The sequence below is a fragment of the Arthrobacter sp. T2-23 genome (assembly GCF_055398325.1).
This window is the reverse complement of record NZ_AP027917.1, coordinates 3,456,899-3,472,267: the sequence shown is the minus strand read 5'-3', so window position 1 is coordinate 3,472,267 and position 15,369 is coordinate 3,456,899. Positions and strand designations below refer to the sequence as shown.

Annotated in this window: 16 protein-coding genes and 1 tRNA gene; 9 read left to right on the top strand and 8 right to left on the bottom strand. The window is 68.3% G+C overall.

The genetic code is table 11. From position 1 onward, the window contains the following. Nucleotides 1-16 precede the first annotated feature (16 nt). Nucleotides 17-1,018 carry a hypothetical protein gene (locus tag ACZ5Z0_RS16255; protein ID WP_464109301.1) on the bottom strand — a complete coding sequence of 334 codons (1,002 nt, stop codon included), beginning with the start codon at nucleotides 1,016-1,018 and terminating at the stop codon, nucleotides 17-19. Between the two features lie 145 nt (nucleotides 1,019-1,163). Between ACZ5Z0_RS16255 and pepN the strand changes: the two genes are divergently transcribed. Continuing rightward, a complete protein-coding gene (pepN, locus tag ACZ5Z0_RS16250; RefSeq protein ID WP_464109300.1) occupies nucleotides 1,164-3,716 on the top strand; it encodes an aminopeptidase N in 2,553 nt (850 codons plus the stop codon). 95 nt (nucleotides 3,717-3,811) lie between these two features. After that, the gene (locus ACZ5Z0_RS16245; protein ID WP_464109299.1) at nucleotides 3,812-4,309 is read left to right on the top strand and encodes an OsmC family protein; all 498 of its coding nucleotides are present in this window, start codon (nucleotides 3,812-3,814) and stop codon (nucleotides 4,307-4,309) included. On the opposite strand, the gene ACZ5Z0_RS16240 is transcribed toward ACZ5Z0_RS16245, so the two are convergent. Further along, entirely contained in the window at nucleotides 4,297-5,304 is a 1,008-nt protein-coding gene (locus ACZ5Z0_RS16240; protein ID WP_464109298.1) for an NAD-dependent epimerase/dehydratase family protein, read from the bottom strand. The two genes, ACZ5Z0_RS16245 and ACZ5Z0_RS16240, sit on opposite strands and share 13 nt — an antisense overlap. A gap of 88 nt (nucleotides 5,305-5,392) precedes the next feature. Between ACZ5Z0_RS16240 and ACZ5Z0_RS16235 the strand changes: the two genes are divergently transcribed. Next, complete coding sequence (locus ACZ5Z0_RS16235; protein ID WP_464109297.1) at nucleotides 5,393-6,052, top strand: mechanosensitive ion channel family protein; 660 nt, start codon at nucleotides 5,393-5,395, stop codon at nucleotides 6,050-6,052. 1 nt (nucleotide 6,053) lies between these two features. Further along, a complete protein-coding gene (locus ACZ5Z0_RS16230; RefSeq protein ID WP_464109296.1) occupies nucleotides 6,054-6,512 on the top strand; it encodes a globin in 459 nt (152 codons plus the stop codon). Between the two features lie 7 nt (nucleotides 6,513-6,519). Here ACZ5Z0_RS16230 and ACZ5Z0_RS16225 read toward each other — a convergent pair whose 3' ends face one another. After that, nucleotides 6,520-7,212, bottom strand: a complete 693-nt coding sequence (locus tag ACZ5Z0_RS16225) for a Pr6Pr family membrane protein (protein ID WP_464109295.1) — start codon at nucleotides 7,210-7,212, stop codon at nucleotides 6,520-6,522. A 212-nt stretch (nucleotides 7,213-7,424) separates the two neighbouring features. Between ACZ5Z0_RS16225 and ACZ5Z0_RS16220 the strand changes: the two genes are divergently transcribed. Next, complete coding sequence (locus ACZ5Z0_RS16220) at nucleotides 7,425-7,601, top strand: GNAT family N-acetyltransferase (RefSeq protein WP_464109294.1); 177 nt, start codon at nucleotides 7,425-7,427, stop codon at nucleotides 7,599-7,601. Between the two features lie 36 nt (nucleotides 7,602-7,637). Further along, entirely contained in the window at nucleotides 7,638-8,267 is a 630-nt protein-coding gene (locus ACZ5Z0_RS16215) for a CG0192-related protein (RefSeq protein WP_464109293.1), read from the top strand. A gap of 43 nt (nucleotides 8,268-8,310) precedes the next feature. Here the strand turns inward: ACZ5Z0_RS16215 and ACZ5Z0_RS16210 are convergent, their stop codons facing one another. Continuing rightward, complete coding sequence (locus ACZ5Z0_RS16210) at nucleotides 8,311-8,970, bottom strand: DUF8185 domain-containing protein (protein WP_464109292.1); 660 nt, start codon at nucleotides 8,968-8,970, stop codon at nucleotides 8,311-8,313. 63 nt (nucleotides 8,971-9,033) lie between these two features. Here ACZ5Z0_RS16210 and tesB point away from each other — a divergent pair, with 63 nt between their 5' ends. Beyond that, nucleotides 9,034-10,014: an acyl-CoA thioesterase II gene (tesB, locus tag ACZ5Z0_RS16205; RefSeq protein WP_138769069.1), complete on the top strand. Its 981-nt coding sequence runs from the start codon at nucleotides 9,034-9,036 to the stop codon at nucleotides 10,012-10,014. An 82-nt stretch (nucleotides 10,015-10,096) separates the two neighbouring features. Here the strand turns inward: tesB and ettA are convergent, their stop codons facing one another. Together ettA and ACZ5Z0_RS16195 are read right to left on the bottom strand one after the other, a co-directional pair. Then, a complete protein-coding gene (ettA, locus tag ACZ5Z0_RS16200; protein ID WP_464109291.1) occupies nucleotides 10,097-11,779 on the bottom strand; it encodes an energy-dependent translational throttle protein EttA in 1,683 nt (560 codons plus the stop codon). Nucleotides 11,780-11,903: 124 nt separating this feature from the next. Further along, nucleotides 11,904-12,452, bottom strand: coding sequence for a single-stranded DNA-binding protein (locus tag ACZ5Z0_RS16195; protein WP_464109290.1), 549 nt, complete (start codon nucleotides 12,450-12,452; stop codon nucleotides 11,904-11,906). A 272-nt stretch (nucleotides 12,453-12,724) separates the two neighbouring features. Here ACZ5Z0_RS16195 and ACZ5Z0_RS16190 point away from each other — a divergent pair. Further along, nucleotides 12,725-12,797, top strand: a tRNA-Arg gene (locus tag ACZ5Z0_RS16190). Between the two features lie 102 nt (nucleotides 12,798-12,899). Here ACZ5Z0_RS16190 and ACZ5Z0_RS16185 read toward each other — a convergent pair. Beyond that, the gene (locus ACZ5Z0_RS16185) at nucleotides 12,900-13,916 is read right to left on the bottom strand and encodes a magnesium and cobalt transport protein CorA (protein WP_464109289.1); all 1,017 of its coding nucleotides are present in this window, start codon (nucleotides 13,914-13,916) and stop codon (nucleotides 12,900-12,902) included. A 184-nt stretch (nucleotides 13,917-14,100) separates the two neighbouring features. Here ACZ5Z0_RS16185 and ACZ5Z0_RS16180 point away from each other — a divergent pair, with 184 nt between their 5' ends. After that, a complete protein-coding gene (locus ACZ5Z0_RS16180; RefSeq protein ID WP_464109288.1) occupies nucleotides 14,101-14,529 on the top strand; it encodes a LapA family protein in 429 nt (142 codons plus the stop codon). A 30-nt stretch (nucleotides 14,530-14,559) separates the two neighbouring features. Here the strand turns inward: ACZ5Z0_RS16180 and map are convergent, their stop codons facing one another. Beyond that, the gene (gene map / locus ACZ5Z0_RS16175; RefSeq protein WP_464109287.1) at nucleotides 14,560-15,327 is read right to left on the bottom strand and encodes a type I methionyl aminopeptidase; all 768 of its coding nucleotides are present in this window, start codon (nucleotides 15,325-15,327) and stop codon (nucleotides 14,560-14,562) included. Nucleotides 15,328-15,369: the final 42 nt, after the last annotated feature.

Sequence of the window (15,369 nt, the reverse complement as noted above, 5' to 3'; positions counted from 1 at the left end):
TCCCAGCCTACTAGGGCTACGACGCCGGCGTCCCGCCGTCGCGGCGGGCCCGGTCCGCAACGCGGGAGAGGACCTGCGCCACGTTGTCCGCCGTCGTCGTGCTGCCGCCGCTTACGGTCAGCCGGCGGCCATCGGACCGGTCCACGACGACGGCGGGTCCGCTGCTGACCAGCATCGCTGTCGTGGCACCGTGGCTCCGGTAGCCCCAGCCGCCGTAGTCCGCGGCCTTGACCTCTTTGGGAGTCGCCGACTCGATGGCGGCCGCGGGGACATCCATCACCCGCAAGAACCCGGCGGCGAACACCCGGAGCCCGTTCCGGTCAACGCGGATGCGGGCGAAGAGGAACACGGCCACCAGCAGCGCGGCCGCCACCAGCAACGCGGCCAGCCACGGGACAGCGACGGTCAGCAGGGCCGCGGGAAACAGGGTGGCGATCCCGAGCATCACGAAGACCGAGCTGCGGGCGTGGACCCAGAGGCTGACGGTATCCCGGGCGAGCTCGGGGTCCAGCTCCTTTTCCAGCGCCTCCCGCACGGCCCGTTCATCATCCGCGGACCACCGCTCGTCCGCTTTGAACACGAAGCCCATGACCACCCCGAGACCCAGGGCCGCCCCGCTGCCCATGGCCAGGACCGCCACGTCCACGCGGGATTCCCGTGCGTCGGCGAGGCCCAACTGGCCCACCAGCACCGCGGCCAGGACAGTGGTCACGAAGAGGCTGACCGCCAGCCCGGTGCCCATCATGAACCGGCGCATCAGCGCCGGGCGGGACAACGGCGCCGCCTGCAGCAGGACGGCCCAGCCGACCAGCACGATCAGGCCCGCACCGACGCCCACCACGGCCCCGAACGGTGCGAAATCCGCGGCGCCGTCACCGGTCCAGCGGACGGCCAGCGGTTCGGGCAGGTCCGCGCGGATCAGCAGCGCGCAGACGACGAAGGCGGCAGCCAGCATGAGCGGGAACCCCACGGCGAAGCGCAGGGCCCTGACATCCACGGAATCCCGGATCTTTCCCATGGCTCCAACGCTACCCCTGCCGGGGCCGCCGGGAGAGACTCGCTGTGACGGGCGCAACTTGCCAACCGACCGCGTTGTGAAAGAATAATTTCACAGTATCGTTTCCACCGCTCCCCACCCCTTTTGGAGGCACCACTTGCCCGGTATGAACCTCACGCGCGCCGAAGCCCGCGAGCGCGCCGCACTGATCGCTCTCGACTCCTATGAGGTCAGCCTCGACCTGACCCGGGGCGAGAAGGTGTTCGGCTCCACCACCGCCGTAAAGTTCACGGCCAAGCCGGGGTCTTCCACTTTCATCGACGCCGTAACGCACACGGTGCACAGTGTCACGCTCAACGGCCGCGAACTGGACCCCGCGGAGGTCTCCGACGGCATCCGGATCCAGCTCCCGGACCTCGCAGCGGAGAACGAGCTCCTGGTGGTCGCGGACGCGCCCTACATGAACACCGGCGAAGGCCTGCACCGCTTCGTGGACCCGGTGGACAACGAGGTCTACCTGTACACGCAGTTCGAGGTTCCGGATTCCCGGCGGATGTTCGCCGTCTTCGAGCAGCCCGACCTCAAGGCCAGCTTCAGCTTCACCGTCACGGCGCCCTCTCACTGGGACGTCGTCTCCAACTCCCCCACTCCGGAACCGGTGGAAACCATCCCCGGCGAGGACGGCGGCGCCCGCTCGGTCTGGGAATTCGCACCCACCCCGCGGCTCTCCTCCTACGTCACGGCCCTGATCGCCGGCCCCTACCAATCGGTCCGCAGCGAAGTGAAGTCCGCGGACGGGAAGGTCACGCCGCTGGGCGTGTTTGCCCGTAAGTCCCTCATGCAGTACCTCGACGCGGACAACATCTTCGACCTCACCCGCCAGGGCTTCGAGTTCTTTGAGGCGCAGTTCGGCTGCCCGTATCCGTTCGAGAAGTACGACCAGCTCTTCGTGCCGGAGTTCAACGCCGGCGCCATGGAAAACGCCGGCGCCGTCACCATCCTGGAAGGGTACGTCTTCCGCAGCAAGGTCACGGACGCCCAGGTGGAGCGCCGCGCCATCACTGTGCTGCACGAGCTGGCCCACATGTGGTTCGGAGACCTCGTGACCATGCGCTGGTGGAACGACCTCTGGCTCAACGAGTCCTTCGCCGAATACATGTCGCACCTCGCCGCCGTCGAAAACACCAAGTTCGACCACGCCTGGACCACCTTCGCCTCGGTGGAGAAGTCCTGGGCCTACCGCCAGGACCAGCTGCCCACCACGCACCCGATCTTCGCCGAGATCAACGACCTGGAGGATGTCGAAGTGAACTTTGACGGCATCACCTACGCCAAGGGTGCCTCGGTGCTCCGGCAGCTGGTGGCATGGGTGGGTCCGGAGGAGTTCATGGCCGGGGTCCGCGAATACTTCCGCAAGCACTCCTGGCAGAACACCGAGCTCAGCGACCTGATGATCGAGCTGGAAAAGGCCAGCGGCCGCGACCTGGACCACTGGGGCCAGCTCTGGCTGGAAACCGCCGGGGTCAACACGCTCAAGCCCGAACTGTCCGTCGGCGAGGACGGCACGATTTCGTCCTTCGCCATCCTGCAGTCCGCCACCGAGGCGCAGCCGACCATCCGCCCGCACCGGCTCGCCGTCGGTTTCTACAACCTGAACGGCGCCGGGAAGCTCGAGCGGGTGCACCGCGAGGAGCTCGACGTCGACGGCGAACACACCGAGGTTGCGGCTCTGGCCGGCCTGCCTCAGCCGGACCTGATCCTGCTCAACGACGACGACCTCGCCTATGCCAAGGTCCGGCTAGACCCGAAGTCCCTCGCCACCGCCACGGCGCACTTGAAGGACTTCGGCCAGAGCCTCCCCCGCACCCTCGTCTGGGGCTCGGCGTGGGACGCGGCCCGCGACGGCGAAACCCCGGCCCGCGGCTACGTGGAACTGATCCTGGCCAACATCGCCGAGGAATCCGACTCCTCCGTCATCCTGGTCCAGCTCCGCCAGCTCGCCACGACGCTGAACTTCTACGTCGCCGCGGAGCACAAGGAAGCCACCGCGGCCGCCGCCGCGGACCGGCTCTGGGAGCTCGCCTCCCGCGTCCCGGCCGGTTCCGACGCGCAGCTGCAGTTCGTGAAGTCGTACGCCCTGCTGGCCCGCAGCGCATCCCAGCTGGACACCGTCGCCGGGCTGCTCGACGGTTCCCAGGAGCTGGCCGGCCTCACCGTGGACCAGGACCTGCGCTGGGAGCTCATCGCGTCCCTCGTGGTCGGCGGCCGGGCCGGACAGGAAACAATCGACGCCGAGCTCGAGCACGACAACACCGCCACCGGCCAGAACGCGGCCACGCTGGCCAAGGCAGCCATCCCCACCGCGGAGGCCAAGGCCGCGGCCTGGGAGTCGATCGTGGTCAAGGGCGAACTGTCAAACGCGCTGCAGGGTTCCGCGGTGGCCGGGTTCACCCGGGTGCTGGACACCTCCCTGCTGGAGCCGTACGCCGAAAAGTACTTCGCGGCGGTCCCCGGCATCGTCAAGGACCGCACGCACGCGCTGGCCCAGCAGATCGTCGTAGGCCTCTACCCAGCGCAGCTGACCACCCAGGAAACCGTGGACCGCACCGACGAGTTCCTCGCGTCGCTGCCGGAGGACAGCGCGGCGCTGCGCCGGATGATGCTGGAAAACCGCGACGGCGTCGCCCGCGCCCTGCGCGCCCGCGCTGCGGACGTCTAGGCAAACCTCGTTGTCCTAGGCCCCCTCGACACAGGACCCCGGCACCGCATCGCGGCGCCGGGGTCCTGGCGTTTTGGCGCCGCTAGACTGGCGGCATGAGCCTCGACGAGCACCACTATGCGCTGACCGTCCGCTGGACCGGGAACCTGGGCGAGGGGACTTCCTCCTACCGCGGCTACTCCCGCGACCACGACGTCGAGATCCCCGGACTGCCGGTGCTGAAGGGCTCGGCGGACCCGACCTTCCACGGCGACCGGGAGCGGTATAACCCCGAGCAGTTGCTGCTGGCCGCGCTCTCGCAGTGCCACATGCTGTCGTTCCTCCACGTCGCCGTCAAGCATGGCGTGGTGGTGACCGGCTACGAGGACCGCGCCGAGGGCGTGATGCGGACCAACCGGGACGGCAGCGGCCAGTTCGAATCGGTCACGCTGAAGCCCCATGTCACGACGGCGGCTCCGGTGACCGACGAGCTGATGGCGGAGCTGCACCACGGTGCCAACGCGGTGTGCTTCATCGCCCGGAGCGTCAATTTCCCGGTCCTGCACGAGGCCTCGGCAGCGGTGGACCCGGGCGTGGCTGCTCAGGCGGACTGAAATTCCGCCTGGAACTCCTGCAGCAGCCGGCGCTCGGCCGCCGGGCTTAGGCCGGCCCTGCGGTCCCGGTCCAGTCCGCGGCGGCGTTCATCGGCCAGGGTGTCGCGCAGCGTCTCGGTCCACGGCCGGACCCTCATCCCGGCGGCCCGCGCCGCAGCGTTGCTGCGCGCGGCGAAGCCGTCGTGGCCAGGCGGGAGCCAGAGCGGCAGCGAGTCCGGTCCTGCCCAATAGTTGGCCCCGCGCGAGGCCAGCCAGTCGGCCGGGGCGGCCGCCACCTGGGCGGCTCCCCCGGCGAGCCGCCTCGATTCTTCAAGGTAAGCGGCAAACGGCACCGGCTCCCCGACGGCGTTCAGCGCCCCGGTGACGCCGGTTGCGGCCGCGGTGAGCACCCAGGCAGCCAGGTCCCGGACATCGATGACCTGCGTGGAGTCGGCGGGAATGTCCGGAGCCAGCACCGGACCGGAGTCCCGGGCAAAGCGGGCAGGCCAGTAGCCGTAGCGGTCCGACCCGTCCCCGGGCCCGCCGATCAGCCCGGCGCGGCACAGGTGCGCCTTGCCTGCGGCGAGCTCCGCCGTCGAGCGTTCTATCGCCGACTTGGCCTCGCCGTAAGTCTCCGGGGTCGCCTCCGTGCCGGGTGGCAGCGGAGCCAGCACCGCGGCGTCCTCGGCCTCGTCCGGGACGGAATGGTCAGCGTAGACCGAGCAACTGGAGACAAACGTCCAGTGCCGTGCGCTCCCCGCCAATGCCTCCAATGCCTCCAGCGCGTACCGCGGGTCCCGGGCGACCTCGACGACGGCGTCCCACTCGCCCGCGTGGACGGCGCCGGCGTAGGCGGCCGGGCCCTTTGAGCGGTCGGCTTGCAGCCACGTGGCCCCCTCCGGCGGCGCGGCCTGTGTCCCGCGGGCCACGCTCATGACCTCGTGCCCGGCGGCGACGGCCTGCCGGGCGATTTCTGCTGACAGGAAGGCGGTACCGCCGAGGACCAGGATGCGCATCCCGCCACGCTACGGCGCTAATGTTGAAGCTGAACAGAGTCTTATGCGCCCGGCAAACGCGGGCGAGCCGAAGGAGCACACCCCGCTGATGTACCGCCTGCCTACCGCCGAGTCCATCACGCCGCCGGACATTTCGGCCGTCAACCTGCCGGGCGTCGTGATCAGCATCGGAGTCGGCGTTGCCACGTGGCTGGTGGCGTCCTTCGTGATCGCCGGGATCACCAAACGCGTCGCCGCTGGCACCACGTTCTTCAAAAAGCCCCACTTCCGCTGGGTCGCCCCGGCGCTGCGTGCCCTGGACCACCAGCGGCGCGAGCAGCGCGCCAACACGATCGGATCGCTGCTCAACAGCGTGGTGAGCGCGCTCGTCGTCGTCATCACGGTGATGTACGTCCTGCAGAACCTCAACGTGAACATCGCCCCGCTGCTGACCAGCGTCGGCATCCTGGGTGTGGCCATCGGCTTCGGCGCCCAGCAGCTGATCCGTGACTTCCTGGCTGGCATCTTCATCACGATCGAGGACCAGTACGGGATCGGCGACGTCATCGAAACCTCCGAGGTGGTGGGCACAGTGGAGTCCATGGGGCTGCGCATCACCCGGGTCAGGGCCGAGGACGGCACCGTCTGGTACCTGCGCAACGGCGAGATCCTGCGGGTGGGCAACCGCTCCCAGGGCACCTATGTTTCGCCCGACAGCCCGACGGCGGACGACGCCGGATCCGCACCCCAGCAACAGGCCGGAGAATAAAATGACAATCCCCACCGCCGGCGAACCCCGCCATCCCAAGATGCTGATGCAGAACGATCCGTTCAGCCAGCCCGGCTATACGGACAACTTCTATGACGCCGTCGGCGGCCACGAGACCTTCGTGAAACTCATCGATGTCTTTTACGACGGCGTCGCGACGGATCCGCTGTTGCGTCCGATGTACCCGGAAGAAGACCTCGGCCCGGCCAAGCGCCGCTTCCTGATGTTTCTCGAGCAGTACTGGGGCGGCCCCACCACGTACGGCGAGGAGCGCGGGCACCCGCGGCTCCGGATGCGGCACCAGCCCTTCCGCGTGACGCCCGAAGCGAAGGACGCCTGGCTGCACCACATGCGCGCCGCCGTCGACGCCCTGGAGCTGCCGCCGCTGTATGAGGGCACGCTCTGGGACTACATGGAACGTGCCGCGCTTTCGATGGTCAACAGCCCCTCCGGGGCCTAAGCGCTACCTAGCGCTGCACACGCGGGGCCGCGAGCGACGCGCGAATATTCCCGGCGACATGTAGGAGAACGGCGACGACGAGGAACGCGGCGAGCACCTGGGCCGTCGTCGTGAGGGCGGCGCCCCACCCGCCGTCGAGGGTTGGATCGAGGAAGTCGTAGACGTACCAGCCGTCGATGCCTCCGCGCACCCACGAGAAGATGAGAAAGGCGGCCGGATAGCCGAGCCACGCCAGCGGACGCCACCAGCTGCCGCGCACGGTCCTCGTGACCAACAGCCAATCCATGGCGGCGAACAGCGGAGCCAGGCGGTGGTGCACGAGCTGGGGCCAGTACATATCCAGGCTCCACCACGGCTCGTCCGGCGGAGCGACAAGGACCACATAGATGATGCCGGTCATCACCAGGTACAAGGCCAGCGCACCCGACAGGCTGTCCCACCACTGCGGCAGCCGGACCAGCGGCCGGGCAGCCGCGACCACCAGCACCAGCCCGAGGGCAAGGTTCGATTGCACCGTGAATTCGGAGTAGAGCTGCGCGACATCCACGTCGTTGCCAGGGCGCGTCGCATCGAATGTCTTCTGGACCAAGGCGACGATCACCAGGACACCCACCGCGAAGCGCAGCACCCGGATCCAGCCGCGGTCCGGATGTAATGCCCGGTTGAAACGGGGGTGCCGCTCGACGGGTGGATCCAGCACCGACAGGCTGCTCATGGGCCCAGTATCGCAGAGGCGTCAATGCCGGTCCTCTGGGGCGCCCGGGCCTGGTTTTGGAGATGGAAAGACCCCGGAGGCACTTGGGGGAATGTCTCCGGGGTCTTTCTGCCTCAATAATACCCGGCCGGCCGGGTATCCGGGAGGCAAGTGTTTCGTTCGCCGCGTGTGGGCACCCCTACCTGGGCAACGTCTACGTGCTGCCGGCATTCCGGAATTCCGGCATCGGAGCGCAACTGGTCGAAGCGGCCGTTGGGTTCTCGCAGGGCATCAAAGCGGCACGGATGGTGCTCTCGCCGTCGCCCCCTTCGCGCAATTTCTACGCCCGGCTGGGATTCCAGCCCGCCGCGGAGCTGAACATCCTCCGTTTCTGAGACGGCCGGCAGCCCGGTCCGGCTAGGCTGACCGTCATGGCGATCATTCATCAGGCTGAGCTGCAGCCCACGAAACTGGAACTCCTTCAAAGCTGGCTGCCGCGCCAGCCCTGGTTCACGGAAGACGTCTCGGCCCTGGGCAAGGTGGGCGCCTTCCGGTTCGACGATCCGGACGGCGAAGTCGGCCTCGAGACGATCCTCGTTGAGGCTGACGGTACCGTCTTCCAGGTGCCGCTCAGCTACCGGGGCTCGCCCCTGCCCGGCGCCGAAGGGTCCTTGATCGGCACCATGCAACACTCGGTTCTCGGCGAGCGGTGGGTTTACGACGCCGTCGGTGATCCCTGTTACCTGAATGCCGTGACTGCCGCCATCCTGACGGGCCAGCCCCAGGCGCAGCACTTGCTGGATGTCGACGGCAGGCTCGAGGCGATGCCGGAGTCCGTTCTGGTTGGCAGCACCGGGCCGCTACGTTCCGGAGCGCCGGCCCTCCGCCCCGGAACGGCCTCCAGCACGGACGCGGAAACGGTGATCCTGACCGGGGCGCTGGAGCTGCTGATCATCCGCCGGCTTGACCTGGCGGCGCTGACTGCTGGCCCCCAGGCCCTGACCGGAACGTGGGCCGGGCAGCACACCCCCGTCAAACTCGCGGCCGTCACGGCGGGCTGAGCGGGTTGCCCGCCAGCCGTCGGGCCCTCAGGACTGGGCGGTACTAGAGTCCCGAGCCGGCGCGGACCAGGACGTGTCCGCGCGCGCTGCTGAGTCGGTACCACCGGCCCGCCCGGAAGAGGCTCTGCTCGCCGTCGGCCAGGAAACCAAGGGTCAACGCGGCGAACGCGGCCCCGGCGGGCAGTCCCCCGGCGTCGGGCAGCGGCCGGCCCCAGACGGTGGCCCGGGCGTTGTTGACGATCAGGGCGCCGGGCTTGTCCGGGATGATGCCGGCGATCTCGCTGATCCCGGCTTCAGCCGCCTGCCGCAGGGCCGCGTCCGGCAGCGCACCCAGCGGCTCCCACCCGGTGCGGGGAGCGCCGACGCCGGCCCACGATTCGGTGACCGTCATAGGCGGTACCGGCAGTTCGACGTCGTCGGCACCTGCGCGCGCCAGGCGGTCCAGCACTGCCGCGAGCGGGACCGTCACGTCGAGCTCCGCCGGCTGGGCCAGGGCCACGGTCCGGAGCCCCAGGATGGTGGGGGTCGACTCGCCCAGCAGGCGGGGCCGGAGCACACAGACGTAGGCGGCCAGGACCGGCCCGGACGCGGTCAGCCGGATGGCGCCGTCGTCGATCGCCCGGGCCCGGGTGGCAAAGGTGCGCATGTCGGCGAGGTCGCGGGGATCGGTGAACTGCAGGGGCTGGGTGAGGACGTCAGACACAATCTCGACTCTACCGGCTGTGCCTCTTTTGAGCGGTGCCGGGGTGCCGTCTAGAGTCAAACCATGACTGAAGCCGAAGCCGGATTGCAGGCGCTGCCCACCGAGGACCCCACCTCCTCACTCATCCAACTCCTGAACCTCGGCGAGCTGGAGGGCGCCCGGACGGACGAGGACATCTTTATGGGCCCGTCGCAGAAGCAGCCGCGGCAGCGTGTGTTCGGCGGCCAGGTCCTGGCGCAGTCCCTCGTTGCCGGCAGCCGCACCGTCCCGGACGGCCGCGGAGTGCACTCCATGCACGGCTATTTCCTCCGGCCCGGCGACGCCAACAAGCCCATCACCTTCGGAGTCCAGCGGCTGCGCGACGGCCGGTCGTTTTCCGCACGGCGGGTGCACGCGTACCAGGAGGGCATGCCCATCCTGTCGATGATCGCCTCCTTCCAGGACGAGGATGAGGGAATCGAGCACCAGACCGAAATGCCGGCGGGAATCCCGGACCCGGAATCGCTGCCGAGCACGGCCGATCTGCTGGGCAAGTACGACCACCCGGTGGCGCGGCACTGGGCCTATGAGCGGCCCTTCGACATCCGCCACGTTGATCCGGCCCTGTATGTCTCCGCAAAGGGTCCCAAGGAGGCCCGGAACGCCGTCTGGATGCGCACGTTTGGGCCGATGCCCGATGACCCGGAGATGCACCGCGCGGCGCTGGCCTACGCCAGCGACTACACCCTGCTGGAGTCCGTCCTCCGCCGTCACGGGATGAGCTGGATTACTCCGGGCATGTCCGTCGCGAGCCTGGACCACGCCATGTGGTGGCACCGCCCCGTCCGGGTGGACGAGTGGCTGCTCTACGTCCAGGAGTCCCCCAGCGCCCAGGGCGCCCGGGGCCTGGCCACCGGCAAGATCTTCAGCCGCGACGGCCGGCACGTGGCCACGGTGGCCCAGGAGGGCATGATCCGCGTGCCGACGGACCTAAAGAACAAGGTCAAGGGCGCCGTCCAGACAAAGGTGCTGCAGCACCAGATGCGCAAGGCCGACCGCGGCTAAGCTCCTCACCACAAAGGCCGGCTCCCCAGGGTGAACTGGGGAGCCGGCCTTTCTGCTGCGGCCGTCGCGGGCCTGGCTTGACCTAGTCGCGGGTGAGGCGGCGGTGGGTCACGCGGTGCGGCTTGGCCGCGTCGGGGCCGAGGCGCTCGATCTTGTTCTCCTCGTAGGATTCGAAGTTGCCCTCGAACCAATACCACTTGGAGGGGTTCTCCTCGTCGCCTTCGTAGGCGAGGATGTGCGTGGCGACCCGGTCCAGGAACCAGCGGTCGTGCGAGACGACGACGGCGCAGCCCGGGAACTCGAGCAGCGCGTTTTCGAGGCTGCTGAGGGTTTCGACGTCGAGGTCGTTGGTCGGTTCGTCGAGGAGCAGCAGGTTTCCGCCCTGCTTGAGGGTCAGCGCCAGGTTCAGGCGGTTGCGCTCACCACCGGAAAGCACCCCGGCCTTCTTCTGCTGGTCCGGGCCCTTGAAGCCGAAAGCGGCGACGTAGGCGCGGGACGGCATCTCGACCTGGCCGACCTGGATGTAGTCGAGCCCGTCGGAGACGACCTCCCACAGGGTCTTGTTCGGGTCGATGCCGCCACGGCTCTGGTCCGCGTAGGAGATCTTAACCGAGTCGCCGATCTTCAGATCGCCCCCGTCGAGGGGCTCCAGGCCGACGATGGTCTTGAACAGGGTGGTCTTGCCGACGCCGTTGGGGCCGATAACTCCGACGATGCCGTTGCGCGGCAGGCTGAAGGACAGTCCGTCGATCAGGGTGCGGTCCTCAAAACCCTTCTGCAGGTTCTTGGCTTCCAGGACGACGCCGCCCAGGCGCGGTCCCGGCGGGATCTGGATCTCTTCAAAGTCCAGTTTGCGGGTGCGGTCGGCCTCCGCAGCCATTTCCTCGTAGCGGGCGAGGCGGGCCTTGGACTTGGTCTGGCGGCCCTTGGCGTTGGAGCGGACCCATTCGAGTTCCTCGGTGAGCCGCTTGGCCTGCTTGGCATCCTTCTTGCCCTGGACTTCCAGGCGGGCGCGCTTCTTTTCGAGGTACGTGGAGTAGTTGCCCTCGTACGGGTACAGGTGGCCGCGGTCCACTTCGGCGATCCATTCCGCCACGTGGTCGAGGAAGTACCGGTCGTGGGTGACGGCCAGCACGGCGCCGGGGTAGCTGGAGAGGTGCTGCTCGAGCCACAGCACGCTCTCGGCGTCGAGGTGGTTGGTGGGCTCGTCAAGGAGCAGCAGGTCCGGCTTCTGCAGCAGGAGCTTGCAAAGGGCGACGCGGCGGCGCTCACCACCGGAGAGCAGCGTGACGTCGGCGTCGGCCGGCGGGCAGCGGAGGGCATCCATGGCCTGTTCGAGCTGGGAGTCGAGGTCCCAGGCGTCGGCGGCGTCAATGGCTTCCTGGAGCTGGCCCATCTCCTCAAGGAGGGCGTCGTAGTCAGCGTCGGGGTTGGCCATTTCTTCGGAGATCTCGTTGAAGCGCTGGATCTTGCCGTAGATCTCGCCGACGCCTTCCTGGACGTTGCCCAGAACGGTTTTCTCCTCGTTCAGCGGCGGCTCCTGCAGCAGGATGCCGACGGTGTAGCCGGGGCTGAGCCGGGCTTCGCCGTTGGAGGGAGTGTCCAGGCCGGCCATAATCTTGAGAATGGTGGACTTACCGGCACCATTCGGGCCAACAACACCAATCTTGGCCCCCGGGAAGAAGGACATGCTCACGTCGTCGAGGATAAGTTTTTCGCCAACGGCCTTACGGGCCTTGGTCATTGTGTAGATAAATTCCGCCATGCCTACAAATCTAGTGGTTCGGCCGGGATAACTCACATTCCGGACCCCACGATGGAGCCCGGCGGGCCGCGTGCCGGACCGGTGTTGCCGGACCCGCGCGCAGGCCCGCGTGGAGGACCCGTGCTCAGGCGGCGGCCTCCTTCAGCTCACCGGTCTCCTGGTCGAACTCCTGCTCGTCGTCTCGGGCGTCACCCTGGGCGTGGTCCGCGGAGTCGTCCCGGTCCGCATCCAGCTCGCGGTCGACGTCCTCCGGCGCGTCGGTCACGCCCTCCCGCCGGTTGGTGGCCGCCGTGTCCTGGCCCGGTACCGGGCCGTTGCCGGCGTTTCGGGTGAAGTGCGCGGATCCCCACATCAGATCGTGGCCGACGGACTCGGCGTCGATTTCCGCCACATGGTAAACGCGACCGTCCTTTTCCCAACTGCGCATCTTGAGCCGGCCCACGACGATGACCCGCTGGCCCTTCCTGATGCTGCAACCCATGTTTCCGGCCAACTGGCGGTAGCCCTGTACCGTGAACCAGTTGGTGTTCCCGTCCACCCACGCGTTGGCTGCGCGGTCGAAGCGCCGCCCGGTCGAACCGAGCCGGAAGTTCGCCGTGGCGACGCCGCCCGGCGTCGTCGACGTCTTGATTTCCGTGGCCACGAAGCCGCGGACCGTGATGCTGTCATTCATTGCGCTGTCCTGTCTCGATGAGTCTTACTGGCTCTCCCAGCTTTACGCGCCGCCCAGGCCAGCGGCAGTGCCGGACTCCGCTATGTGGACAACCCGGCCCGCCAAGCGGGTGGGTCCGCCGGCCAAGGGTCCGCCTGGCGGTGGCCGGCAACCGAGCGGCCGGCCGGCAGGCACAGCGAAAATTTCCGGGGACCCCTTGACGGCAGCGCCCACCGGGCACTGTAAACTTCTTGAGGCGTCCCCCGGCAGCGGCCGGACGGCACGCCACACGCGCCCCAGTAGCTCAGGGGATAGAGCAGCGGCCTTCTAATCCGCCGGTCGGGGGTTCGATTCCCTCCTGGGGCACAAGCGTGCGGCTCTGGCCGCGGATCATCCGCCGGCCAGAGCCGCTCCACCTCAATCCCGAACCCGGAAAGACCTCAATCCCGAACCCAGGACATCAGCCGGTCAGATCCATTTGTTGTGCCGGAAGGTCAAATAGAGGGCCAGCCCCATCGCCAGCATCAGCCCCAGGGCCATGGGATAGCCGAAAACCCAGTCGAGTTCGGGTATCAGGCGGAAATTCATGCCGTAGATCGAGGCGATGAGCGTCGGCGCGAAGAGGATGGCGGCCCAGGACGAGATCCGCTTGGTCTGTTCGTTCTGGGCGATGCTCGATTCCGTCAGCAGCCGCATTTCATCGTTCTGCCGCTGCGCCACCAGGGCGGCGTTGACCGCGAGCGCATTCTGCAGCAGGGCGCGGAACGCCGTGATCCGTTCGCTCAGGCGCAGCACATGGTCCAGGACGTCCCGGAAGTGGTCCTGCAGTTCGGGGCCGGGAACCCTGCTGGCGCTGCCGGCCCTGAGCGCCTGCAGTATGGCCGTCAGCGGAGCCGTGGCGCGCTGGAACATGATTACCTGCCGCGAAAGTTCGTAGATCCGGCGGGAGACGCCGGGATCGGCGGCGAAGAGCTCATCCTCGATCTCGTCGACGTCGTTCTCCAGGCCGGCCGCCACGGGCTCGTACTCATCGACCACCTGGTCCAGGATGGCGTAGAGGACGGCGTCCGGGCCGAGGGCCAGGAACTCGGGCTCGGCTTCCATCCGGCGCCGTACCCGGGCCAGGTCCGGTGATTCGGCATGGCGGACGGTGACCACAAAGTCGGGGCCGGTAAAGACGTGGATCTCCCCGAACTCGACCTTCTCCACCTCGTCCAGGTAGCGGGCCGGCCGCAGCACCAGGAACAGGGTGTCGCCGTAGTGCTCGAGTTTGGCGCGCTGGTGGCCGGCGAGCGCATCCTCCACCGCCAAATGGTTCAGGTCGAATTCCTCGGCCACCGAGCGAAGCTCCGGGGCATCCGGGCGGTAGAGCCCGATCCAGGCCATCCCCTGGCGTTGCCGCAACAGGAAGTAGGTCTCGTCCAGGTCCTCCGGGTCAGCGGTCCGGTACCCGTCCACGTAAACGGCGTTGTCGACGATCGTCACGGCCATGCCTCCTCGCCTGAACCGCCTGCTCAGGGCGGCCCCTTGGCTGTGACGCTATACCGTCCCCCGCCGACTGCCAACAGCACGTGCGCCCACCCGGTCTTCAGTACCCTTAGTATTGGACTCACCGGCGGGATATCGGGAATGCCTGACAGCCCGCCCGCAACCGAAAGGTACGGCCGCCATGACCCAGATACCCCGCGGATTCGATCCCCAGGATCCGAACGAAGCCCCGAGCCCGCAGAACCCCGGGACGACTGATGCCCCGGCCGGCTCCCGCGAGGAAGCACTCCGCGCCGGAGCGCCAAAGTCGCCGTCGTCCGCCCCTGAACCCCGTCAGGTCACCCGCGCGGGCATGGTCTGGGCTGCCGTCGCCAGCGCACTCGTGGTGCTGGTCCTGCTCATCGTCTTCATTCTGCAGAACCAGGTCTACGTCCAGGTGAAGTTCTTTGGCCTCGAAGGCTCGGTCCCGCTCGGAATTGCCCTCTTCATCGCCGCGGTCGGCGGGGGTGTGCTGGTCGCCATCGCCGGAGCGGCCCGCATCATTCAGCTGCGGCTCGCAACGCATCGTCAACGCGTCCGACTGGCTGGCCAAGGCACACGGACCCGCTGATAGCCCGCGGCCGGGCGCAGCTCACCGGCCCTAGGGCAGCGTCAGGATCACCGGGCCGTCTGCCGTGATCGCGACGGTGTGCTCACTGTGCGCTGCCCGGCGTCCGTTGGCCGAGCGCAGGGTCCACTCGTCCTCGTCGTGGTAATAGTCGTCCTTCCCGCCGAGGATCAGCATGGGTTCGATCGCGATGACGAGCCCTTCGCTCAGTTTGATGCCCCGCCCGGGCCGGCCGTCATTGGGAACCGGCGGCTCCGCGTGCATGGTCCGGCCGATGCCGTGGCCGCCGTGGTCGGCCAGCAAGCCGTAACCGGCCCGGCGCGCCGCCCCGCCGATCGCGTATGCCAGATCGCCCATCTTGTTCCCGATCCGCGCCGCCTCGATGCCGCGGGCCAGCGCCTCGTCAGTGGCCGCGATCAGCGCCTGGTCAACCGGGTCCGGCGTGCCCACGATGAAGCTGATGGCCGCGTCGCCGCACCAGCCGTCGAGGAAGGCGCCGCAGTCGACACTGAGCAGGTCCCCGTCGGCCAGACGGTAGTCGTTGGGGATGCCGTGCACCACGGCGTCGTTGACGGACGTGCAGATCACCCCGGGAAAGGGCACAGCCGCCCAGCGGGGGCGGTAGTTCAGGAACGCGGGGGTGGCCCCGGCCCCGGCGATGGTCGCCGCAGCCAGTTCGTCCAGCTCCTTGAGGGACACGCCGACGTCGGCCGCGTCCCGGACGCGTTCCAGCGTGGTGGCCACGACCCGGCCTGCTTCGCGCATCAGGGCAATCTCGGCTGGGCTCTTGATCATCGACATGCCCTTAACTCTAGGGCCGGCGGGGGCATGGCTAAAGTGTCC

Coding starts and splice junctions, on each gene's coding strand:
- pepN (WP_464109300.1), top strand. CDS start 1,164: ATGAACCTCACGCGCGCCGAAGCCCGCGAGCGCGCCGCACTGATCGCT.
- ACZ5Z0_RS16245 (WP_464109299.1), top strand. CDS start 3,812: ATGAGCCTCGACGAGCACCACTATGCGCTGACCGTCCGCTGGACCGGG.
- ACZ5Z0_RS16255 (WP_464109301.1), bottom strand. CDS start 1,018: ATGGGAAAGATCCGGGATTCCGTGGATGTCAGGGCCCTGCGCTTCGCC.
- tesB (WP_138769069.1), top strand. CDS start 9,034: ATGACTGAAGCCGAAGCCGGATTGCAGGCGCTGCCCACCGAGGACCCC.
- ACZ5Z0_RS16240 (WP_464109298.1), bottom strand. CDS start 5,304: ATGCGCATCCTGGTCCTCGGCGGTACCGCCTTCCTGTCAGCAGAAATC.
- ACZ5Z0_RS16235 (WP_464109297.1), top strand. CDS start 5,393: ATGTACCGCCTGCCTACCGCCGAGTCCATCACGCCGCCGGACATTTCG.
- ACZ5Z0_RS16195 (WP_464109290.1), bottom strand. CDS start 12,452: ATGAATGACAGCATCACGGTCCGCGGCTTCGTGGCCACGGAAATCAAG.
- ettA (WP_464109291.1), bottom strand. CDS start 11,779: ATGGCGGAATTTATCTACACAATGACCAAGGCCCGTAAGGCCGTTGGC.
- map (WP_464109287.1), bottom strand. CDS start 15,327: ATGTCGATGATCAAGAGCCCAGCCGAGATTGCCCTGATGCGCGAAGCA.
- ACZ5Z0_RS16180 (WP_464109288.1), top strand. CDS start 14,101: ATGACCCAGATACCCCGCGGATTCGATCCCCAGGATCCGAACGAAGCC.
- ACZ5Z0_RS16230 (WP_464109296.1), top strand. CDS start 6,054: ATGACAATCCCCACCGCCGGCGAACCCCGCCATCCCAAGATGCTGATG.
- ACZ5Z0_RS16215 (WP_464109293.1), top strand. CDS start 7,638: ATGGCGATCATTCATCAGGCTGAGCTGCAGCCCACGAAACTGGAACTC.